This window comes from Acidicapsa dinghuensis (genome assembly GCF_025685685.1).
Classification (GTDB): Bacteria; Acidobacteriota; Terriglobia; order Terriglobales; family Acidobacteriaceae; genus Acidicapsa; species Acidicapsa dinghuensis.
Genome location: NZ_JAGSYH010000002.1, coordinates 433,836 through 456,504, shown reverse-complemented (window position 1 = coordinate 456,504; position 22,669 = coordinate 433,836). Strand labels below are relative to the sequence as shown.

The 22,669-nt window shown below is 57.2% G+C and carries 15 protein-coding genes; 12 read left to right on the top strand and 3 right to left on the bottom strand.

The features are described from left to right. Positions 1 to 14 precede the first annotated feature (14 nt). The 7 genes from OHL22_RS05440 (at position 15) to rpoC (ending at position 14,614) form a co-directional block, all read left to right on the top strand. Positions 15 to 2,042: a CocE/NonD family hydrolase gene (locus OHL22_RS05440; protein WP_263334080.1), complete on the top strand. Its 2,028-nt coding sequence runs from the start codon at positions 15 to 17 to the stop codon at positions 2,040 to 2,042. A gap of 312 nt (positions 2,043 to 2,354) precedes the next feature. After that, positions 2,355 to 2,849, top strand: a complete 495-nt coding sequence (locus tag OHL22_RS05435) for a hypothetical protein (RefSeq protein ID WP_263334078.1) — start codon at positions 2,355 to 2,357, stop codon at positions 2,847 to 2,849. A gap of 208 nt (positions 2,850 to 3,057) precedes the next feature. After that, on the top strand, positions 3,058 to 3,768 hold the full coding sequence (gene rplA / locus OHL22_RS05430) for a 50S ribosomal protein L1 (RefSeq protein WP_263334075.1): 711 nt from the start codon (positions 3,058 to 3,060) through the stop codon (positions 3,766 to 3,768). 150 nt (positions 3,769 to 3,918) lie between these two features. Then, positions 3,919 to 4,458 (top strand): 50S ribosomal protein L10, encoded by a 540-nt coding sequence (rplJ, locus tag OHL22_RS05425; RefSeq protein WP_263334073.1) that lies wholly within the window; start codon positions 3,919 to 3,921, stop codon positions 4,456 to 4,458. 126 nt (positions 4,459 to 4,584) lie between these two features. After that, positions 4,585 to 4,968 (top strand): 50S ribosomal protein L7/L12, encoded by a 384-nt coding sequence (rplL, locus tag OHL22_RS05420; RefSeq protein WP_263334071.1) that lies wholly within the window; start codon positions 4,585 to 4,587, stop codon positions 4,966 to 4,968. 793 nt (positions 4,969 to 5,761) lie between these two features. Beyond that, positions 5,762 to 10,252, top strand: a complete 4,491-nt coding sequence (gene rpoB / locus OHL22_RS05415) for a DNA-directed RNA polymerase subunit beta (RefSeq protein ID WP_263334068.1) — start codon at positions 5,762 to 5,764, stop codon at positions 10,250 to 10,252. 168 nt (positions 10,253 to 10,420) lie between these two features. Then, positions 10,421 to 14,614: a DNA-directed RNA polymerase subunit beta' gene (gene rpoC / locus OHL22_RS05410; RefSeq protein ID WP_263334066.1), complete on the top strand. Its 4,194-nt coding sequence runs from the start codon at positions 10,421 to 10,423 to the stop codon at positions 14,612 to 14,614. Positions 14,615 to 15,078: 464 nt separating this feature from the next. On the opposite strand, the gene OHL22_RS05405 is transcribed toward rpoC, so the two are convergent. After that, entirely contained in the window at positions 15,079 to 15,579 is a 501-nt protein-coding gene (locus OHL22_RS05405; RefSeq protein WP_263334063.1) for a GNAT family N-acetyltransferase, read from the bottom strand. Positions 15,580 to 15,645: 66 nt separating this feature from the next. Next, positions 15,646 to 17,247, bottom strand: a complete 1,602-nt coding sequence (locus OHL22_RS05400; protein ID WP_263334060.1) for an ArnT family glycosyltransferase — start codon at positions 17,245 to 17,247, stop codon at positions 15,646 to 15,648. Between the two features lie 185 nt (positions 17,248 to 17,432). On the opposite strand from OHL22_RS05400, the gene OHL22_RS05395 reads away from it, so the two are divergent. From OHL22_RS05395 to OHL22_RS05375, 5 genes are all read left to right on the top strand, one after another. Beyond that, positions 17,433 to 18,377: a P-loop NTPase family protein gene (locus OHL22_RS05395; RefSeq protein WP_263334058.1), complete on the top strand. Its 945-nt coding sequence runs from the start codon at positions 17,433 to 17,435 to the stop codon at positions 18,375 to 18,377. Positions 18,378 to 18,495: 118 nt separating this feature from the next. After that, the gene (locus OHL22_RS05390) at positions 18,496 to 19,116 is read left to right on the top strand and encodes a nitroreductase family protein (RefSeq protein WP_263334056.1); all 621 of its coding nucleotides are present in this window, start codon (positions 18,496 to 18,498) and stop codon (positions 19,114 to 19,116) included. 143 nt (positions 19,117 to 19,259) lie between these two features. Beyond that, on the top strand, positions 19,260 to 19,880 hold the full coding sequence (locus OHL22_RS05385; protein WP_263334054.1) for a YdcF family protein: 621 nt from the start codon (positions 19,260 to 19,262) through the stop codon (positions 19,878 to 19,880). Positions 19,881 to 20,083: 203 nt separating this feature from the next. Then, positions 20,084 to 20,830: a hypothetical protein gene (locus tag OHL22_RS05380; RefSeq protein WP_263334052.1), complete on the top strand. Its 747-nt coding sequence runs from the start codon at positions 20,084 to 20,086 to the stop codon at positions 20,828 to 20,830. Between the two features lie 190 nt (positions 20,831 to 21,020). Next, positions 21,021 to 22,130 carry a hypothetical protein gene (locus OHL22_RS05375; protein ID WP_263334050.1) on the top strand — a complete coding sequence of 370 codons (1,110 nt, stop codon included), beginning with the start codon at positions 21,021 to 21,023 and terminating at the stop codon, positions 22,128 to 22,130. 13 nt (positions 22,131 to 22,143) lie between these two features. Here OHL22_RS05375 and ndk read toward each other — a convergent pair whose 3' ends face one another. Beyond that, the gene (gene ndk / locus OHL22_RS05370; RefSeq protein WP_263334047.1) at positions 22,144 to 22,560 is read right to left on the bottom strand and encodes a nucleoside-diphosphate kinase; all 417 of its coding nucleotides are present in this window, start codon (positions 22,558 to 22,560) and stop codon (positions 22,144 to 22,146) included. Positions 22,561 to 22,669: the final 109 nt, after the last annotated feature.

Genomic DNA, 22,669 nt, shown 5'->3' with positions numbered 1-22,669 from the left:
CAGGAGCTTGTCCGATGCGCGTGCGGTCGCTTGCTGTCGCTGTTGCTGTTGTATCTGCTTTCACCTCTTTGTATGCGCAAGGGCCACGTGCTCCTATGACGCCGGAAGAGCACGCTGCGCTGATCAAGCATCGGGAAGAGGTTGAAAAGCAGCTTGAAGATATCGCGATCATTGATCGGAAGGTGATGGTGCCGATGCGCGATGGCACACGCATGCAGGCGGACATCTATCGGCCCAAGGACACGAGCAAGAAAGTGCCGATTGTCTTCAGCCGCACGCCGTATAACTTCAATTTTTGGGATGTGCGCAACGGTACCTGGCGCGATATGAGCACGGAACTGGAGTATGTGAAGCGCGGCTACGCCATTGTGGAGATGAATGAGCGCGGGCACTTCTTCAGCGAAGGGAACTATGACATTCTTGGCGCGCCGTTGACGGATGCGGAAGATCAGTTCAACTGGATGGGCAAGCAGGATTGGGGCAACGGCAAGATCGGCCTGATCGGCTGTTCTTCGACTGCTGAGTGGCAGCTTGCTGCGGCGTCGCTGAACAATCAGTATTTGACAACGATCATTCCGCAGAGCTTTGGCGCGGGCGTGGGCAAGGTGGGCCCGTACAACGAGCAGGGCAACTGGTACCGCGGGGGCGCGGTGCAGATGCTGTTTATCGACTGGATAGCGGGGGAGCAGAATCAGATCCGGCCGATGTTTCCGAAGGATGCTACACAGGAGCAGTTGATTGAAGGAGCGAAGCTGTTCGATCTGGCTCCACAGATGAAGCAGATTGACTGGGCCGAGGCGTTCAAGCACCTTCCTGAGCAGGACATCATCAAGGCGGCTGGTGGGCCTGCAGGTATTTATGCGGATAAGATGCCGGTGGATACGGGTGGCGCGATGATTGAGCGCACTCCGGGCGACCCGGCGTGGCGCAAGGGTGGATTGTGGCAGAGCGACACGATGCCGATTCATAAGCCGGGATTTTGGTTTATGACCTGGTATGACGTAAGCATTGGGCCGAATCTGGCGGCGTATAACTTTGTGCGCAACGACCAGTCGAATCTGTTTCGTGAGGATCAGTATGCGGTGATCGCTCCGACGCTGCATTGCGGGTACAAGCGCGCGACAGAGAAGACGGTGGTAGGCGAACGCGATATGGGCGATGCGCGGCTGGACTACGACGAGATGACGTTCTCGTGGTTTGACCACTTCCTGAAGGGTGAGGATAACGGGTTTCTGGAGAAGCAGCCCAAGGTGATGTATTACGAGATGGGCGTGAATCAGTGGAAGAAGAGCGAAACGTGGCCGCCCAAGGGGGCAGCTCCGGTGACGCTGGCGCTTACGAGCAATGGGCATGCGAACACGATGAACGGCGACGGCAAGTTGCTGCTTGTTGCGGATAAGGGGCAGGCTCCGTTGCTGAAGTTTGCGGCAGCGGAGACGAAGGCCGTGAAGAATGCGCCGGATGCGCCGGACACTTTCACGTATGACCCGATGAATCCAACGCCGAGCTATGGCGGCAATGTGTGTTGCGCGGCGAATACCATCCCTGGCAATGGCGGGGCGCTGGATCAGCGCAAGATGGAGACTCGCGACGACATCCTCGTATATACGAGTGATCCGCTGGATGATGGTGTGGAGGTCAGCGGTCCTATCACCGTCACTTACTACGTCAGCAGCGATGTGAAGGATACGGATGTGACGGCCAAGCTGATCGACGTGCAGCCGGATGGTACTGCTTACAACCTGGACGAGACGATTCAGCGGCTGCGCTATCGCGAGGGCGATGACAAGAAGGTGCTGATGGAGAATGGGAAGGTGTACAAGGTAACGCTGACGCCGATGGTTACGAGTAACTACTTCGGAAGAGGCCATCGCATCCGGTTGGAAGTGGCTGGCGCAAACTTTCCGCGGTTTGATCGCAACCTGAATACGGGTGGCAATAACTACGACGAAACCACTGGTGTGGTGGCTCACACTTCCATTCATCACAGCGCGCAGTATCCCAGCAGCATGACGCTGACTGTGGTGCCGGAAACGAAGTAACTGAACTCGTTTGAGGCTTCACTTGTTTGAGAGGGAGTGGCAATATGCTGCTCCTTTTCTGTTTGAGACTCACTGACCGCCTGGTAATTCAGGTCTGAGTGCGGGGCAGAGCATCAAAAACGCTCTCTTTCGGCTAAGTCTCGTTTGGACTCGGCTGGATGCCGCGCCGATAGCTTGTTTCATCCAGTTATGCCCGTAATGAAATCCGTTGGCCTTGTGACCTGAAGGTGGTGTAACTGCTGTGCTGTTCGTCACCCGCGCCCGGCGAAAGTCGCCTTACTATCCACAGGTAGGAAACGCAAAGGGGTAGTTATGACGAATCAAGGCAGCGTGATTTCAGTGCTAACAAGTCAGGCAGGAAAGATTCGTTTGATGGGTGGAACTGAGATCGAAGTGAAGTTTTCTTTCTATCGTTATCAAGAGGCAGATTGTGGAATTGCGGGACGCAAGTCCGCGGGTGGCTGCTGCCGTGTGTCCAGCAACAGTGACGTATTGGCGAAGATTTTTGAAGCCGGCTTGCCGGTAATGCTGATCAGCGAAAATGTCGAGGCTAAGATTCGGATGACTTCGCCGTACAGCTTTCAGGCGTTAGGGCCGGTACTGACACGGGGAAACTGTGCTGCCCACCACGATGAGGCCAATCCGACCAATGGTCGAGGGAGCGTGATCCCGATGCCGCTCTACCGGCGTACTACGGATGGGGCGTATCGCTGGGAACGGGAGGGCAGAGGCGGACGGGTTGAGGTGGTCGTCCGGCAGGTGCTTTCCGGCGCGGCACGAATGCAACGGTTAAGGCCAGCGAAGTAAAACGGCTCAGCCGCATTTGCTCTCGGAACGGCTTTCTGGCATACTTCATAGATGTGTCCACTCTCACCGAGTGGCCCATCAAAAGCACCACGGCACTTGGGCTCGTTGAGACTTGATTGGGCGAATGGCCGATCGAGGAGGATCTCCGAGCTTCCTGTAAAAGGTCGAAATGACCGGGACTGGCATGTGCGGTGGGAGATGAGGGAGCATGGCAAAGAAAGCCAGCAAGAATATTACGAAGGCGCGCGCCGCAGTGGAATCGCGCAACTATCTGCTGCCTGAGGCAGTTACCCTTCTGCAGAAGGTCAAGTTCGCTAAATTCGACGAGACCGTCGATCTGACCCTGCGTCTTGGCGTCGACACCCGGCATGCCGATCAGATGGTGCGTGGAACGGTGGTTCTGCCGCACGGACTAGGCAAGACCAAGATTGTGGCGGTGATCGCTTCGGGCGACCGCCTGAAGGACGCCGAGGCGGCCGGCGCGGATTTTGTCGGCGGCGAAGAGATGGTTGAGAAGATCCAGAAGGAATCCTGGACCGCTTTTGATGCGCTGATCGCGACGCCGGACATGATGAAGTCGGTGGGTCGCCTGGGTAAGGTGCTCGGACCGCGCGGCCTGATGCCGAACCCGAAGACGGGTACGGTGACGCAGGATGTGGCTGCGGCGATTAAGGAAATCAAGGCCGGTAAGGTAGAGTTCCGCGCCGATAAGACCGCTCTGGTGCATGTGCCGGTGGGCAAGTTGAGCTTTGCGCCTGAGAAGCTGGTCGATAACGCGAACACGGTGCTGGCGAGCGTGATGCGCGCCAAGCCTTCGGCGGCTAAGGGTAAGTATGTCAAGGGGATCACGCTGAGCTCGACTATGGGGCCTGGGGTTCCGATTGACGGCGCTGCGGCGGATGCAGCTGTGAAGGCGTAAGCAGCCTTCAGGATTGTGGGCGATTCCAGGCAGGATTTCAGTTTTTCCCGAAAACTCCTCTTTTGAGCCTCTGGCGCGGTGACGCCGAAAAGATGAGATGGATGGCGCGAAGCGCCAGCGGGTGTGAAGCCAGGGGCAGGAGCGAAAGCGATGGCATTATCCAGGGCGAAGAAGAGTGAGAAGGTGAAGGTGCTGGCCAAGGAGCTTGAAACCTCCACGACGGCGATCATTGGCACTTTTTCCAAGATGACGGTGGCTCAGGACTTCGAGCTGCGCAAGGTTGTGCGCGCGGCCGGCGGTAAGTACCACGTGCTCAAGAACAAGCTGGCGGCAAAGGCCGGCGAGGGCACGAAGGTCGAAGAGGCTCTCAAGGGGCTGAAGGGTGTGAGCGCTGCGGCGTTCACCTCGGGTGACCCGGTCGAGCTGGCCAAGGCCTTCTCGAAGTGGGTGACAGACAATGCCGATTTTACTTTCAAGCTGGGCATTGTTGACGGCAAGCTGATCAAGCCTGAAGAAGTGAAGGCTCTGGCGGCGATGCCTCCGAAGGAAGAGATTTACGCAAAGCTGCTCTTCCTGATCAACGCTCCGGCGCAGCGCCTGGTAACGGTGCTGAATGCCACGGGCCGCGACTTGGCGGTGGTGGTCAACGAGGCCGTGAAGGCCGAGAAGTTTTCCGGACCAGCCGCGTAACTGGCTGGTTTGGCAATAAGTTTTCCGCTGAAGGCGGCAAGGGGCGCGAGTCTGGCGCATCGGAAACCTTGGCTTCTGGCAGGCGGGCAGTAGTAATCAAACAAGTTTTTGGACTGGAGAAGAACAATGGCGGATGTTAAGCAGATTGAAGAGCAGATTGTAAGCCTGAGCCTGCTGGAAGCAGCGGCTCTGGTGAAGGCCCTTGAGGAGCGCCTCGGCGTTTCCGCGGCGGCAGCGGCCCCGGTGGCTGTTGTGGCGGCTGGTGGCGCTGGCGCCGCGGCTCCTGAGGCTGCCGCAGAGCAGACCGAGTTCACGGTCATCCTGAAGGATGCTGGCGCGAACAAGATCGCGACCATTAAGGCTGTCCGTGAAGTGACCTCGCTCGGCCTGAAGGAGGCCAAGGACCTGGTCGATGGCGCTCCGAAGCCGCTCAAGGAGAACGTGAGCAAGGAAGAGGCTGAGACCGTCAAGAAGAAGTTCGAAGGCGTCGCTACTGTCGAAATCAAGTAACCGGATTTTCGGTTTTCATGGTTTCGTGCGAAGCCGGAAGGCTTTCCTAGCAATTTCAATACCACGCATTTGCAATTGCGGCCAAGACGCGCTACATTAAAAGTTGCGCGTCTTGCCGTCCCTTTTTGCGTCCCGATCGTTTGGGAGGGGCCGGAAATGCGTACTCGGAGAAATTTTCAGGCGGAATCGGAAATGTGGCGTGCGGTACATCATGGTACCGCGCGAGTTGCGCATGGCCGGTAATTGCGTGCGGAGTAATTACTGGATCGTGAGCTGAGCGGGCTTAATTAGAAGCGAGCGTCGGATCGGCAAGGGTGGGGAGCAAATTCGGAATCAGGGCACAGAAATTTAGCTGCGCTCGCGGGACACTTTGTCTCTGCGGGCGATTTGGCGTGTCCGGATTTCTGCTATCCAATCCCCTAACTGCGGAATCGAATCGCGCTGTCCAAGCCGCTGCCACACCTGTAAAAGCCTGACCACTCGCGCTTTCGAGGGCCGCAGGCTCCCAACAAACGGGAGTTTAGCCGCGCCGGTCGAAATAGGGCAAGTGGAAAAACCTCAGAGTTCCGCCGCCGAAGTCTGGCGATTGCAGTATTTGAGTTGCGCCGCGGGTAGTTTGGTTGCAGCGCGCGACATGGCAGGACGGAATTCGCAGATGAATTCCGCGATTGCGGACTAGCAGTACCGCACGAAATAAATTCCGGAGTATGCCGTGCGTCCAGGACCTGGGACGGCGGTTCTCCAGCCGGGCAAGAGGCTGGAACTCCGGGGACACGGGTCTCAGGAGTGAAGCATGCCGAACGAGAATCGCGCTATTCGCAGCCGACTCGACTTTTCCAAGATTCCTACCGCCATCCAGATTCCCAACCTGATCGAAGTGCAGCGCCGCTCGTATGAGCGGTTTCTGCAGATGGACAAGCTCCCGAACGAGCGGGACGACAATGGCCTGCAGTCGGTGTTTACCTCGGTCTTTCCGATCACCGATTTCCGGAATATCTCGCAGCTCGACTTTGTCGACTTTTCCATCGGCAACTGGGAGTGCAAGTGCGGCCACCTCAAAGGATTGCACCACCTGAGAACCGCCTGCGTGAACTGCGGTTCGATGGTGATCACTGATCCGTTCCATCCCGGCGACGTACTTTGCCAGCACTGCGGCACGTACAACAAGAACACGCCGGACTTCTGCAACAAGTGCGGCGACCCTGTGGGCCTGCAGTTGAAGTATGACCAGCAGGAGTGCGAAGAGCGCGGCATGACGTTCTCGGCTCCGCTGAAGGTGACGGTGCGCCTGACGATCTTCGACAAGGACCCTGAGACCGGTTCGAAGACGATTCGCGACATCAAGGAGCAGGAAGTCTTCTTTGGCGATATTCCGCTGATGACGCCCAATGGCACGTTCATCGTGAACGGCACCGAGCGCGTCATCGTGTCGCAGCTCCACCGTTCGCCTGGCGTCTTCTTTGAAACGGCGAACAACCGGACCTACTTCCTGGGCAAGATCATTCCGTACCGCGGTTCGTGGGTCGAGTTCGAGTACGACACCAAGAACACGCTGTATGTCCGCATTGACCGCAAGCGCAAGTTCCTGGGCACTATCTTCCTGCGCGCGCTGGGTCTGCGTTCGGATGAGGAGATTCTGAAGACCTTCTATACGGTCGACAAGATTCAGCTCAAGGACAACAAGATCTTCTGGACTGTTCCGCAGGAAGCGGGCGTGGCCACCCATTTGCTGGGTGCAAAGCCGGCGCATGCGGTGATCGTGAATGGCGAAGAGATCGCGCACTCGGGCCGCAAGATTTCAGCGTCGATCCTGAAGGCGCTCCGCTCGCACGGCGTCGAGAGTGTCGAGATCGAGAATGCCGAGCTTGATGGCACGCTGACGGCTTCTGACGTGGTCGACCTGGAGACTGGCGAGATCATTGTCGAGGCCAACACCGAGCTGACCGCAGATCGCCTGCACAAGATTCAGGCTTCGGGCGCGTCTTCAATCGAGGTTTTCTTCCCTGAGCGCGATGACGTGGGCAACGTCATCACCAACACGCTGCGGCGCGACTCGGTGCGTAAGCCTGAAGAGGCGCTGATCGAAATCTACCGCAAGCTGCGTCCGGGCGATCCACCGACCCTGGATACCGCGACTGCGCTCTTTGAAGGTATGTTCTTCGACCAGCGCAAGTATGACTTCTCGCGTGTGGGCCGTCTGAAGTTCAACATCAAGCTGTACGAGTCGAACGACAACGACACCAGCGCGCTGGACCGCCGCACGCTGACGCCTGAGGACTTCTATGCGACGATCCGCTACCTGCTGAAGCTGCGCAAGAACATCGGCACGGTGGACGATATCGATCACCTTGGCAACCGCCGCGTCCGCGCCGTGGGCGAACTGATGGAGAATCAGTTCCGCATCGGTCTGGTGCGCATGGAGCGCGCGATCAAGGAAAAGATGAGCGTGTATCAGGAGCTCTCGACGGCGATGCCGCACGACCTGATCAATGCCAAGCCGGTCATGGCGGCGATCCGCGAGTTCTTCGGTTCTTCGCAGTTGTCGCAGTTCATGGACCAGACAAACCCGCTATCGGAAATCACGCACAAGCGGCGTCTGTCGGCTCTTGGGCCGGGCGGTTTGTCGCGTGAGCGCGCGGGCTTTGAAGTCCGCGACGTGCACCCGACGCACTATGGACGTATCTGCCCGATCGAAACGCCGGAAGGTCCGAACATCGGTCTGATCAGCTCGCTGAGCTGCTTTGCGCGCATCAACGAGTACGGCTTTATCGAGTCGCCTTACCGCAAGGTGAAAGATGGCCGCATTCTCGACTTCGTTGAAGTGGTGAATGCCGGCGAGAGCGGAATGCGCGTGGGCGATACCATCGAGAAGCTTGCGGCTATCGAGAAGAACAAAGAACTCGGTGCGGCTGGCAAGCGCAAGATCGATTGGATGCCGTTCAGCTTCTATCTTTCCGCATGGGAAGAAGACCGGCACACGATTGCGCAGGCAAACATCGAGTTCGATGCGAACGGCAACATCACGGAAGAGCTGGTCAATGCTCGCCGCCAGGGCAACTTTGTTCTGGTCAATCGCGCCGAGGTCGACTTCATCGACGTGAGCCCGAAGCAACTTGTTTCGGTGGCTGCATCGCTGGTGCCGTTCCTCGAGCATGACGACGCAAACCGCGCTCTGATGGGTGCGAACATGCAACGCCAGTCGGTTCCGCTGCTGGTGGCTGAAGCGCCGCTGGTGGGTACCGGTATGGAAGGCGTCACGGCTCGCGACTCGGGCGCTGTGATCATCGCCAAGCGTAATGGAATTGTGGACTCGGTCGACTCTGAGCGCATCATCATCCGTGTCGAGGGCGAGCATCATCCGACGCAGCTCTCGCGCGAGGTGGGTTCGGACATCTACCAGCTCATCAAGTTCAAGCGCTCGAACCAGAACACCTGCATCAACCAGAAGCCGGTGGTTCGCGAAGGCGACCGCGTGCTGAAGGGGCAGGTGATCGCGGATGGTCCTTGCACGGAGCAGGGCGAGCTTGCGCTCGGCCGCAACGTGCTGGTGGCCTTCATGCCGTGGCGCGGATACAACTTCGAAGACGCCATCCTTATCAGCGAGAAGCTGGTGAAGGAGGATTACTACACCTCGGTGCACATCGAGGAGTTTGAAATCGAAGCCCGCGACACGAAGCTCGGACCGGAGGAAATCACGCGTGATATTCCGAACGTCTCCGAGTCGGCGCTGCGCGATCTGGATGAGAGCGGCATCATTCGCATCGGCGCTCAGATCAAGCATGGCGACATCCTGGTCGGAAAGGTTACGCCGAAGGGCGAGACGCAGCTCACTCCGGAAGAGAAGTTGCTGCGCGCAATCTTCGGCGAAAAGGCCGGCGATGTGCGCGATGCTTCGTTGACCTGCCCTCCGGGCATTGAAGGTACGGTCGTTGACGTCCGCATCTTCAGCCGCAAGGGCCAGGAGAAGGACGAGCGCGCCAAGCAGATTGAAGCGGAGAACACGGCCAAGCTTGAAAAGAACCTGGGCGATGAAATCCGCATTCTGACGGACGAGCGTCTCAAGCGCCTCGACGGCATTCTGGGCAACAAGGAAGTGCTTGCCGATCTGCACGACGAGCGCACCAACAAACGCCTGCTGACCAAGGGCATGATCCTCGATCGCGAGACCATCGAGCGCATCTCGACGAAGAACCTGAAGCGCATTCGCTTTGCGGACAAGGACCCGCGCGTGAATGAGCAGATCGACGAGATCGAAGAGATGACCTCGCGTCAGATCGAAGTGCTGCGTAAGATCACCAACGAGCGCATTGCCAAGCTCCAGAAGGGTGATGAGCTTTCGCCGGGCGTGATCAAGATGGTCAAGGTCTACATCGCCATGAAGCGCAAGCTTTCGGTGGGTGACAAGATGGCTGGCCGTCACGGCAACAAGGGCGTGATCGCGCGCATCCTTCCTGAGGAAGACATGCCGTATCTGCCCGATGGCACACCGGTTGAGATCGTGCTGAATCCGCTCGGCGTTCCTTCGCGTATGAACGTCGGACAGATTCTTGAGACGCATCTCGGCTGGGCTGCTGCCGGACTCGGCGCGAAGATTGCCGAAGTCGTCAAGCAGAACAGTGATGTGAACTATCTGCGCGAGCAGATCAAGGAAGGCTTCAAGGGAACGGCGACACTGAATCATTTGCTCGAGCTCGACGACGAGATGCTGATCCGCGTGAGCAAGGGTATGAAGCGCGGTATCTGGTTTGGCACTGCGGTCTTCGACGGTGCGCAGGAAGGCGAAATCAAGGCGCTGCTCGCAGCTGCCGGTTTGCCCAGCTCGGGCAAGACGGCGCTTTATGACGGCATGACAGGCGAACAGTTTGAACAGCCTGTCACCGTTGGCTACATCTACATGCTGAAGCTCTCGCACCTGGTGGACGACAAGATTCACGCTCGCTCCATCGGACCGTACTCGCTCATCACCCAGCAGCCGCTGGGTGGCAAGGCGCAGTTCGGTGGCCAGCGCTTCGGTGAAATGGAAGTGTGGGCGCTGGAAGCATACGGTGCGGCCTACATTCTGCAGGAGCTGCTCACCGCCAAGTCCGATGACGTTTATGGCCGTACGAAGATCTACGAGGCCATCGTCAAGGGCGAAGCGGCGATCGAGCCGGGTGTGCCGGAGAGCTTCAACGTGCTGATCCGCGAGCTTCAGGCGCTTTGCCTGGATGTCGAGCTGATCAAGCGCGCGGACTTGAAGAAGCTGCCGCAGCCGGAGCTGATCGATGTGGCCGTAGCCGATTAACTGTGGTTTTCCCACCCTTGCCGCAAAGAACGCGGCAAGGGTGGGGCACCCGCAGCAAGACATTGAGGGAACTGCCGGAGTGGCTTAGAAACCGCTTCCCAGGGTCAGGCAGAAATCCCCGCAGTAGATGCCCTGGAAACAGCGACGATCACGTATAGGAGGGTCGCCTTGTTCCGTTCCAATCCATTCGAACTTACCAGCCCGATTAAGGACTTCGACGCAATCCGCATCATGCTTGCCTCTCCGGAAAAGATCCGGAGCTGGTCGCATGGCGAAGTGACCAAGCCGGAGACCATTAATTACCGTACATTCAAGCCGGAGCGCGACGGTCTGTTCTGCGCCCGCATCTTTGGCCCCGTCACTGACTGGGAGTGTCTCTGCGGCAAGTACAAGCGCATGAAGCACCGCGGCGTGATCTGCGACAAGTGCGGCGTGGAAGTGACTGTGTCCAAGGTGCGCCGTGAGCGCATGGGCCACATTGAACTGGCTTCGCCCTGCTCGCACGTGTGGTTCTTCAAGGGCCTGCCTTCGCGTATCGGCCATCTGCTCGACATCTCACTGCGCGATCTCGAAAGCATTCTGTACTTCGAGTCGTACGTGGTTGTCGATGCGGGCGACGCGCCGGTGAAGGAGCGCGAGGTCATCAAGGACGAGAATCGCTTCCGCGAGCTCGATCAGCAGTATCGCCCTACCGGCTTCAAGGCCATGATGGGCGCTGAGGCTATCAAGGAGCTGTTGAAGCGCGTCGAGCCGGAAGAGCTCGCCACTGAGATTCGTGAGAAGATGCGCAGTGAGACTTCGGTGCAGAAGAAGCTGAAGTACTCGAAGCGTCTCAAGGTCATCGAAGCCTTCCGCAAGAGTGGCAACAAGCCGCAGTGGATGATTCTCGATGTGCTGCCGGTTATTCCTCCGGAGCTGCGTCCGCTGGTGCCGCTGGACGGCGGCCGCTTTGCGACCTCTGATCTGAACGATCTCTATCGTCGCGTCATCAACCGTAACAACCGGTTGAAGAAGCTGATGGATCTGCACGCTCCTGAAGTGATTGTGCGCAACGAAAAGCGCATGCTGCAGGAAGCTGTCGACGCGCTGTTTGACAATGGGCGCCGCGGACGCGTGTTGCGTGGCGCCAACAACCGCCCGCTGAAGTCGCTCTCGGATACGCTGAAGGGCAAGCAGGGCCGCTTCCGTCAGAACCTGCTCGGCAAGCGCGTGGACTACTCCGGCCGTTCGGTGATCGTGGTTGGTCCTGAGATGAAGCTGCACCAGTGCGGTCTGCCGAAGAAGATGGCGCTTGAGCTGTTCAAGCCCTTCATCTATCACCGCCTGGAGCAGACGGGCCACTGCACCACCATCAAGCAAGCCAAGGAAATGGTGGAGATGCAGGAGCCAGTGGTTTGGGACATCCTCGAAGAAGTCATCAAGGATCACCCCATTCTGCTGAATCGCGCCCCAACGCTGCATCGCCTCGGTATTCAGGCTTTTGAGCCGGTGCTGGTGGAAGGCAAGGCGATCAAGATTCATCCGCTGGTCTGCACTGCGTTCAACGCAGACTTCGACGGTGACCAGATGGCCGTGCACATTCCGCTTTCGCCTGAGGCGCAGATTGAAGCCTCGGTGCTGATGCTGGCTGCGCACAACATTCTGTCGCCTGCTTCGGGATCGCCCATCACCGTGCCCACACAGGACATGGTGCTTGGCCTCTACTACGTGACCAAGTCCAAGGCGGGAGCCAAGGGCGAGGGACGCACCTTTGCGAACGCTGAAGAAGTTCTGATGGCGTTGCATGCCGGTGAAGTAGAGACGCTGTCGCCAATTCGCCTGCGTTACACGGGCCGTGTGCTCGACATGACGACGGCTTATGACGACCAGGATCTGATGCACACTGATGCGGTTGAGTTCAACAAAGAGTATTTGTCGACCACGGTCGGTCGTACTCTTCTGAATGACGCTCTGCCTGAGGGTATGCCGTTTGTGAACGGCCTGCTCAAGAAGAAGGGCATCGGTCAACTCGTAAGCTATTGCAACCAGAACCTCGGCCTTGAGGTTACGGTGAAGATGCTCGATCGCATCAAGGAACTGGGCTTCCAGTTCGCTACGCGCTCGGGTCTCTCGGTGGGTCTGGATGACATGGTCATTCCCGATTCCAAGTACACCACCGTTGCTGACGCCGACAAGCGTGTGATTGAAGTGCAGCAGCAGTATCTGGACGGCGCGATCACCAACGGCGAGCGTTCGAACAAGGTTATTCAGATCTGGTCGGCTGTGACGGAGCAGGTTGCCGATGAGATGTTCGGCAACATGAAGAAGGCGGATAAAGACGGAACCATGAATCCGATATACATCATGGCTGACTCCGGCGCCCGTGGTTCGAAACAGCAGATCCGTCAGCTCTCGGGTATGCGTGGTTTGATGGCCAAGCCCTCGGGCGAAGTTATCGAGACGCCGATTACCGCTAACTTCCGCGAAGGCCTCACGGTGCTCGAGTACTTCATCTCGACGCACGGCGCGCGTAAGGGTCTGGCCGATACCGCACTCAAGACCGCGGACTCGGGCTACCTCACTCGCCGTCTGGTCGACGTGGCGCAGGATGTCATCGTTACCGAGATGGATTGCGGCACAGTCGAGGGCATCTATGTGAGCCCGATCGTCGAATCTGGCGAAATCATCGAGCCTCTGCGTGACCGCATCATTGGCCGCGTATCGCTTGAGCGCATCAAGGACTTCGACGGCAACGTTGTGGTGGAAGTAAACCAGCCGATCGACGAGGAGATCGCTTCGGCCATTCAGGGTGCTGGCGTTGAGCGGGTTAAGATCCGTTCGGTGCTCACCTGCGAGTCGCGTCGCGGTGTTTGCGCTCTTTGCTATGGCCGCAACCTCGGTTCGGGACGCATGGTGGAACTCGGTGAAACCTGCGGCGTTATCGCGGCGCAGTCTATCGGCGAGCCCGGCACGCAGCTTACGATGCGTACCTTCCACGTTGGCGGAACGGCTTCACGTGTTTCCGACAAGAGCCGTCTCGATGCCAAGAACAATGGCACCGTGCACTTCATCAACCTCAACACGGTTAAGTCTGAGAAGGATGGCATGCTGGTCGCCATGAACCGCTCGGGTTCGATCGCGATTGTGGATGATCGCGGACGTGAAAAGGAGCGGTACCAGGTTGTTTACGGTGCGCGTCTGCACGTGGTCGACGGCAAGAAGGTTTCTCTTGGCGATCAGTTGGCTGAATGGGATCCCTACACCTACGCGGTGCTCACCGAAATCGGCGGCACGGTGCAGTTCAAGGATCTGCAGGAAGGCATTACTCTCAACGAAGAAGTCGACGAAGTCACCGGTCTTTCGCGTCTGGTGGTTGCCGACGCTCCCGATGAGAAGCGTCAGCCTGCGATTCTGATCAACGGCGCCAAGGGCAAGAAGCGGTATCTCATGCCCAGCCGCGCTCACCTCATGGTACTCGATGGCGACACTGTCGGACCGGGCGACATCCTGGCCAAGATTCCGCGTGAGTCCACTCGTACCAAGGACATCACCGGCGGTCTGCCGCGCGTCGTTGAGTTGTTCGAAGCGCGTAAGCCGCGCGAAACCGCGATCATCTCGGAGATCGATGGCGTGGTTCGCTTTGGTGAAGTCACCAAGGGTCAGCGCCGCATCTACGTCACGGCTGACAATGGCGAAGAGCGTGAGTACTCGGTGCCGCGTGGTACGCACGTCAACGTTCAGGAAGGTGAGCGGCTCTCGGCCGGCGATCCTCTCATGGACGGACCGCTCAACCCGCACGACATTCTTGCTGTGCTCGGTGAGAAGCAGTTGCAGGCTTACCTGGTGAACGAAATCCAGGAAGTCTATCGTCTGCAGGGTGTGGCTATCTCGGATAAGCACATTGAGGTGATCGTGCGTCAGATGCTGCGTTGGGTCCGCATTGAAGACGTGGGCGATACGAACTTCCTGCTCGAGCAGCAGGTGGATCGCTTCCGCTTCAATGAAGAGAACGAGCGTGTGCTTACCCAAGGTGCTCGTCCGGCAATTGGCCGTCCGCTACTGCTGGGCATCACCAAGGCGTCACTCTCGACCGACAGCTTCATCTCGGCCGCGAGCTTCCAAGAGACCACCCGCGTGCTCACCGAAGCCTCGATCAACGGAGCCATCGACAGCCTGCGCGGTCTCAAGGAGAATGTCATCGTCGGCCGCCTGATTCCTGCCGGAACCGGACTCGAATACTACCGCAACGTCCAGCTCTCACCGGAGCTGGAGGAAGCGGCAGAGCGAGTCAAGCAGGAAGTTTCTGCAGAGATCGAAGCTCAGGAACGCGAGCTCGAGATCATGCGCCAGGAAGGCGAAGCGGAAGAGATGGCTGCTGAGTAATTTACTGACTCAATCGTGGGCTTTGCCCGCAAAACTTAAAAAGCCCGATCGAAAGATTGGGCTTTTTCTTTGCACCGAATAGCCCATAATCGGTATTTGCGAAAGGTGCGCGAAACATGCTGGTCAAATTGTTATGGGTGGAGAGGAACTTCCGCGGAGAGGAGCTTGCAAGCCGTGAAGAAACGCTCAGAGGAGAATCTCTGAAAACACCGACTCGCAATCACATCGTAAAGTTAATCCGCAGGTATCACCCTGAACTCGCGTCCGTCGATCGTGTCCACTTGATTGATTCGGATCAACCTGGCTATCGGTGGTATATCCGCTCGATACAAATGGACAAGAATCGCTGGGTAACGATATACGCCGAGCCGACGGAAGAAATGTTTGTCTCTGATTCAGTCCATAAATAGCAACGTCTTTTGATTTGCACATGACGAATCCAATTGGGAAGAGCAGAAAATCCTTCACAATCGTTTCTCATAGCAAAGAAACCGCAATCCTGCGCGAAAGCCAAGTTCTGTTTCCCCCGACAATGTGTATCCGAGCTTTGGAAAAAGCTGCTGCGTGGCGGGATTTTTCGTGTTGGTATCTACGCGGAGGATGGAGATGCCGTGTGACAGGGCAATCTCCTCGGCGTGGCGCATGAGCGCTTCGGCGATGCCACGCCCGCGAAATTCCGGGTCGACGGCGAGACGGTGCACAACGATCGCGGGCTCTGCAATGTCCCAGCCGACGTTGGCGTATTCCGGCTCTTGATCCTGAGTAATGGCGGCGACACCGGCTACGGCGCCATCGATCACGGCGATCCAAAGCTGATCCTTCTCTACGTCGCGCAGGAAGACTTCTGGGTTGGGATAGGTGTCATCCCACTGCAGATTGCCTACAGCTCGCATCAGGGGCACTACACGGCGCACGAGCGTCATGATTTGTGCGATGTTCTGAGCCGTCGCCTTTTGTATTTGCATGGTTTTATCGTAATGGTCTCTATGCAGTCTGCACGTATGACCGATGGCACGACAACGCCTGCAAACTTAGTGGCTTTGCGGCAGAAACAGGACGTTCGGCTTCATGCCGGGCGTATCCGGACTTGTGTAGAAAAGCATTTGATCCCACGGCGGCATCGTTTGTTGCTCCTGGGGATAAGCAACAGTTGCGGCATGATTGATGTCGGTGAGATAAGGCTCTTCGACCGGCATCATCAAATCGGGCGACGCATCGGCCAGAACCGCGGAGAACTCCTTTTGCTGAAATGACTGGATCAGCTCAGTTCGGAGATTCTGCGCGGCGGGGCCGCGGTCCGCGCGAAGCACATCCCAGATGGCCATGCTGTTGGCGTAGGTTACTTTGCCTGCTGAGCCTGCATCCACGACATTGTGAACAACAAAGACATTGCCTTGGATGGCTGCGATCTTCTGATTCATTTGTTGCGCCAGAAGCTGTTGTTGATGTGTAGGCACGTACTGTGAAGGCGATTCGACCAGTTGCAGGAATTGCAGAAGACACGCAGTCATCAACACAAGACGCAGCTTCGCCCCGACGGAGCTTTCCATCTCGTTGGTGGCTTCGAGCAGAGAATGCAGGCTTAGCGCTGCCAGGATGCAGATCCATGCCCAGAGGGGTAGCGTGACATTGTTGGTGCCACCGAGGTGAAGCCGGGCTGTGATGCAGGAAATTCCTAGTCCTGCGGTGGTGAAGAGTAGAAATAGTAGCTGGCGAGGGTTTCTGACGAAGGAGGCTGGCTTGAATGCGCATGCTGCAACGATCAGTACCAGCGAAATGCTCAAGGGAAAGACGAGATCGCGGAGCAGGAACGATCCCAGTTTATGCACCATCCAGGCTTGATGCGATGGCAGACGGAATGCGTAATAGCTAAACCATCCCTGTGTCTGATGATTGAGAAACCACACCGAAGCTCCTGCAAGAGCAGCGAATGTCAGCAGCCCCTGGAGCAGCTTGCGCGGGCGATCCAGCTCATGTGCAAGAACGCAGACAGCAACTACGAGTGCGGTTTGCTTTGTGTCGAAGGCAAGAGCAAACGCGATCGCTGCCAAGATTGGCCGGCCATCCCGCGCCAGCAGGATGGCGGCAAGAATAAAGAAGAGATACAGCATATCGACCCGGCCAAGGTCGAACCAGTAGTGTGCAACGGCGTCGAGTGCGGCGAATAAACCGCAGGCAAAGGTTGCAGGCAAGAGCTTGCCTGTCCATTGACGAACGAGCAGAAAAATCAGGATGAGGCATCCCGTGGAGGCGGCCAGGCTTACCAGGCGAAGTGTGCTGAGATGGATGCCGGTAAAGTGCCCCAGAGCCGCAGACGCATAGTAGTAGAGTGGCGTATACATGTATGGCACGAAGTGCTTGCTTGGGGCCGTATAGAGCGATTGATGCGCGGCAACGCGCCGCACCATATCGATCATTCCGCCTTCCGCCCATTCCAGTTCGTTGGGATAGCGCAGCCTCCGATATGCGATCCAATAGATCAGTCCGACAAACCCACCGGCTGAGATGACCATGAGCCAGGTAGCGATTTTCTCCATCCATTGGGAGCCTGGCAGCCACGTGGCCATGGTTGCCAGCCAGTCGCTGGCGAATCGTCGATCGGACGAAGAACGGGATATTTCGAGGCGCGGCATAGGAGAAAGATCGCTCCTTTAGTACAACGTCACTGAATAGGTTTAAGGGCTAAGTAATGCCTTTGGAGGGAGTGGTTTCATTATCCCACGATGCGACCGCGGCAGCATGGCGCGAACGGGGCAAGGACTTCAGTCTGAAGTACCCAGATCAATGCCCTGCATAGATTACCTGCTATGCTGCCGGTATGTTTGACCCGGCGGCTGGTAGCGACACAGCTCTGCTCTTTACTGAGCAGGTGCTGGTGCTGGCGACGATCATTGGGTCGGTGGCGGCGCTGCCGGGCTTTATCGAATTCATCTCCGAACGCCACAAGCGTCGTGAGCGCATCGATCTTTCTCTTGAAGACGAACCTGTCGAACTACTTCATCCGAGGCTTGCAGGGATGGATGAATTACTGCGTTCGGTCGAGGATCTTGTTGATCGAGCACGATTTCCGGAAGCGTACGTGGATCTGAAGATCGGCAACGAGATTTTGATCATCGGGCCGAGCCAGAGTGGAAAGAAGTCATTGGCCCAAACGCTTGCCAAGGCGAGCGGCATGGAGCGGCTGGTGACGGTCTATAACCCCCGTGACTCTGACGCATTGGCCAAGGCGAAAAGCCTGGTCGACGGGTATAAGCGACACAAGGTGATGTTGATGCTTCCACGCATCGATCTTGTCTTCACGCAAAGCGATCCTGAGGTGTTGACCGAGCTTGATGCACTGATTGAGAGCACGTCGGAGAAGCAGAATGTGCTGGTCGTGGCGACCGCGGTAAGCTTTGAGCCGGACAGCGATCTCGACAATCTCTTCGGCATCAAGCTCGCTTTGCCAGGGGCGCAGGTAATTGGCCAAAACCGGCGCGAAATTCCAGAGGAGCAGCAGCCGGAGATCCGCGAAATGATGGCTTCGGTGGTGCGCTACTATCTCGCGGCGGCGCAGAAGCGTGGATTCTGCCTGGAAGGCATGAATGAGAGCGAGTTCTGTGCTCTGGTGTTGGCTGAGGCGATGAATCCGGCCGAGGTTGAGGATATTGTCGTGCTCTGTGAGACGGCTGCGCTCTTTCGCCGCCGCACTTCACAGACCGATCAGCTTGTTATTACACGTGAAATTCTTGCTTCTGCGATTGGCCGGGTTGTGATTGGCTGATTTCATAGTGCGGCATTGATGCTGCCACAAATAGTAGAAATTTCAAAGAGATCCAGAATCACCGGGATCTAAAGGTCATCCAACAATCGTGAATTTCAATTTCTAAGGAGTAGTTCTCATGGCGCTTTCTGCTGTTGAAGTAAACCAACGCAAACAGGCCCCTGTTGTTGAAGGTGTGATTCCAGTGTTTTTCAAACGTTGGAGCCCTCGATCTTTCATCGACAAGCCGGTGGATAAAGCTCTTGTCGAGAAAGCGTTTGAGGCTGCTCGCTGGGCAGCGTCCTCCTATAATGAGCAGCCTTGGCGTTATGTAGTTGGTTTTAAAGGGGATGAGGCGTATGGAAAAATTCTCTCGGTGCTGAACCCATTCAATCAGGCCTGGGCGAAGACTGCGCCTGTGCTGATTCTCGGTTTTGCTTCGACGAAGTTTGCACATAACGGAAGCGAGAATCGCTTTGCTCTGCATGATCTGGGAGCGGCTTCGGCCTATCTGACGCTGCAATCGGCAGAGTTGGGTCTTTACACGCATTCGATGGCCGGTCTGGATTACGACGCGGCGGTGAAGGTTTTCGACGTGCCCGCGGATTTCATCGCCGGGGCTGCGATTGCGCTTGGATATCAGGGCGAGCCGGCAGCGTTGCCCAATGAACAGATGCAGGCTCAGGAAGAGTCGGAGCGGCGGCGGCGGCCACTGTCGGAGACTGTCTTCAGTGCGTGGGGAGTTCCAGCTCAGTTCTGACACTCATAAGGATAAAGCGGATGGGGATCGCGGTCCGTTAGATTGGAAGATGGAGACCGCGAGTGCCCCCAACTGCGCGCAGTTCTAGAAAATCTGGCAGCCGTTCCGGCAGGTCTATACGCAGGAGTCCGGCGCGGCTGCGTGTGCGATTCAAGATCGGCAGCCCTTATCCGTTCATCGCGGCCGTATCTGGCGCGGTGATGCTGTTTGTGCTGGTATATGCGACAATCGCGCGTCATATTGCTCGGGCGGGCAACACAGACCGCCAGGCCTTTGACGCGATCATTGTGCTGGGCACTCCGGCGGACGGTGATGGCAATCCTACTCCACAGATGCTGGATCGGGTGGGCGAGGCCGTGCGTGAGTATGACCGAGGCATTGCGCCGCGGATTATTCTTTCAGGAAGCGCTGCGCATAATCGCTTTGTAGAAGCGGATGTAATGGCGCGGATCGCCGAATCGCAGGGCGTGCCGCCTTCCATGATCTTTGAGGATACACAGGCGAAGGATACGATCCAGAACGCCTGCAACTCGGCGCAGATCATGAAGAACCATGGATGGAACTCGGCGGAAGTGGTGACCAGCCCGTTTCATCTGCAGCGCGCATCGATGATCTTTTCGAAGATGCCTATCCAATGGCGTTCGCATGCCGCGCCTAACAATCTGACCCCCGGCTATTACAGCCGGACAGCCGGACTGATCGAAATTGTGAAGACAGCGCGCTACCTTGTGTGGGCGCGCTGGGTGGAACGATGCGCCGTATAGAGAACTCAACCAGTACGCCTGCGGGGTTTCTGCCTGCCACCCGAGGAATGAATATGGATGGAACTACCCGAAAGTGATCCAGAGAGTCTAAATTCCAGCCCCGCGAGCCGCAGAAAATTGAGAAACGAAGGCTTCCCGGAAGTTTGTTTCCTGTGCGCTCAGCCATTTACCATCGTGGAGTGATGTCCCTTTTGAAGCCAGTTTTGACACGACTTACTCTTGCTGCGCTTGCTGGCGCGGTTCTCTGCTGGACGGCGGTTTCCGGTAATGCTCAGGCCTCTTCGCAAACGCCTGCGGCGCAAGACTCTGCAGTCCAAAACCAACAGCAGCTGCCCAACGGCACGTATGTCTCGATCGACCCGCTGTCGGGCGTGCGCTATGACAATCGCTGGGATGTTTCCGTCGGCCTGGCTTTTGGGCATATTCATGCCGGACCGAATATTCGCGAAGGCGCCGATCTTGGCGGACTAGATGTTTCCGGTTCCTACTGGCTGACCAAGCACTGGGGCCTGGAAGCCAGTGGCCGCGGCTATCTTGGTTCCAGCGGTACCACACCGTCAGCAGCTGGGCCGCCTTACAACGAGAGCGGTGTGTTTGTCGCTCAATACATGTTTCTGGGCGGCGTGGAGTACCTGGGACCGCACAACAAGCACATTGCTGTGATTCCGCACGCGTTGATTGGCGGTGCATACGGCGACTTTAACAAGGAACTCGGCCACGCCGGTTCGACGACCGGTCCCACGGGTATTGCCGGCTTCTATGACAATCAGGTCGCGCTTGGCGGAGCCTTTGGTGGACACATCGACCTCAACCGCTCGGCACACTGGGTCTTTCGCATCACGCCCGATGCGTTATTGACGGGGTATGACGGAACCAGCCAGTATCCGCATACGCAGTGGCAGTTCGGCATTTCCGCCGGTGTGCAGTACAAGTTCAAGGGCAAGCGCTAAAGCAGTTCTCCTTCAGACATACGCCGAGCGATCGCTGCTGTCGTGGTTTTTCTCAAGAAAGGCCGCATATCGCTGAATGAAAAGGTGCATGGCAGAAGGAGAACTACCCTGAGACAGTACGGTAGCTAATCGCTTCTCAATTCATTGCTATGCGATCTTGTGAGCGGATGATGAGCCGTGCGAGGTGCGAGTGTCAGATACGACTATCCTGCAGATCGCTTCAGGTTTCAAACCGAGCACCGATGGCGTGGGTGACTTCGCACGGTTGCTCGGAGAAGCGCTGGCAAAGAATCACGGTATCCGGACCCATTTTCTCGTCTATCGCAAGCCGCAGCAGTTGATCGATCCTGCGGAGATTGCTCCGAATACTATTTCTTATGCAGACGGCGCGAGCCCGCAACAGTTTCGTTCCGAACTGCAAGCCGTGCTTGAGCGGGACAAGTTCAGCTCCGCGTTGTTGCATTATGGTTCGTACGCTTATTCCTCCGACGGCAAGCCCTACGCATTTTGTGAGGTGATGGAGGAATTGGCCCGCCGCCTTGCGCTTCATGTTTTTTTTCATGAGGTGTATGCGGAAGGGCCTCCGTGGAAACGTGCCTTTTGGACGCGCGGGGAGCAGATGCGATCCGTTGGGCTGTTGCAGAAGATTCGCAAAGCCGGGTTTACGTCCAATCAAAGATTTGTAACGCAGATCGAGCAGTTTTCCAGCAACGGAAGCGAGATTCTTCGTATTCCCATCTTTTCCAACGTGGGTGAGCCGTCGGAAATATCTGCTCTGTCAGCGCGAAAACGGCAGATGGTGATCTTCGGGCAGCTTCCTACCAGAAGCCGTCTCTATCAGAAAAAAGAAGTTCTTGAAATGGTGTGCCGCTCGATCGGAGCCGACAAGATCGTGGACGCGGGAAGTGGAAGCGGTCCTGAAATTCCAGATTTTGTTGCTGGAACGCCGGTGGAGCGAATGGGCTGGATGAGTGAGGCTCAGTTGAGCCAGCTCTTGGCGGAGAGCCTCGCCGGGGTCATCGGCTATTGGCCAGATGTCTGGGCAAAGTCTGGAGTCATCGCCTCGTATGCGGCGCACGGAGTTTTGCCTGTCATGGTCGCGCTTGAGCCGAGGCCTGTGCCGAAAGATGAGCCCAGATCGTATGTCGATGTGCCAGAGCTGGAGTCTTTACGGTCACCGGACGGCAGGATTCCCGAGGAAGTGCTGCAGCAGCTCGTGGATCGCACGCACGGATTTTATGTGGCGCATCAATCGATCGAGCGCTGCGCGGAGACAGTAGCCTCCGCTATTCGCGCCTGATATTCGTGCTCGATCAGACCAGTTCGTGCCCAGCAAACCAGTAGCCAATTTCGAATGCGGCGGTTTCCGGCGCATCGGAGCCGTGAATGGCGTTTTCTTCGATAGAGCCGGCGAACTTCTTACGGATAGTGCCTTCCTCGGCGTTAGCCGGGTTGGTGGCTCCCATGAGATTGCGCAGGTCGGCGATGGCGTTCTCTTTTTCAAGAACCATCAGCACAATCGGTCCCGAGGACATGAAGGTGGTCAGTGAATCGAAGAAGGGACGTGCGCTATGCACGGCATAGAAGCCCTCAGCTTCTTTCTTTGAGATCGACTGCTTCTTGATGGAGACGATCTGGAATCCGGCTTTTTCAATTTCTGCCAGGATAGCACCGGTAAAACCCTTGCGGACCGCGTCCGGCTTGATGATGCTGAAAGTGCGTTGCGACACGAAACTTACTCCTTACGGATTGATTCTTATTGTCCTATTGTAATCGGTGCACGGATGCGGCCTGCGACTGGCAAATGAAAAGGCCCGCAATAAGCGGGCCTTTCACGTT

Coding starts and splice junctions, on each gene's coding strand:
- OHL22_RS05440 (WP_263334080.1), top strand. CDS start 15: ATGCGCGTGCGGTCGCTTGCTGTCGCTGTTGCTGTTGTATCTGCTTTC.
- OHL22_RS05435 (WP_263334078.1), top strand. CDS start 2,355: ATGACGAATCAAGGCAGCGTGATTTCAGTGCTAACAAGTCAGGCAGGA.
- rplA (WP_263334075.1), top strand. CDS start 3,058: ATGGCAAAGAAAGCCAGCAAGAATATTACGAAGGCGCGCGCCGCAGTG.
- rplJ (WP_263334073.1), top strand. CDS start 3,919: ATGGCATTATCCAGGGCGAAGAAGAGTGAGAAGGTGAAGGTGCTGGCC.
- rplL (WP_263334071.1), top strand. CDS start 4,585: ATGGCGGATGTTAAGCAGATTGAAGAGCAGATTGTAAGCCTGAGCCTG.
- rpoB (WP_263334068.1), top strand. CDS start 5,762: ATGCCGAACGAGAATCGCGCTATTCGCAGCCGACTCGACTTTTCCAAG.
- OHL22_RS05405 (WP_263334063.1), bottom strand. CDS start 15,579: ATGCAAATACAAAAGGCGACGGCTCAGAACATCGCACAAATCATGACG.
- OHL22_RS05400 (WP_263334060.1), bottom strand. CDS start 17,247: ATGCCGCGCCTCGAAATATCCCGTTCTTCGTCCGATCGACGATTCGCC.
- OHL22_RS05395 (WP_263334058.1), top strand. CDS start 17,433: ATGTTTGACCCGGCGGCTGGTAGCGACACAGCTCTGCTCTTTACTGAG.
- OHL22_RS05390 (WP_263334056.1), top strand. CDS start 18,496: ATGGCGCTTTCTGCTGTTGAAGTAAACCAACGCAAACAGGCCCCTGTT.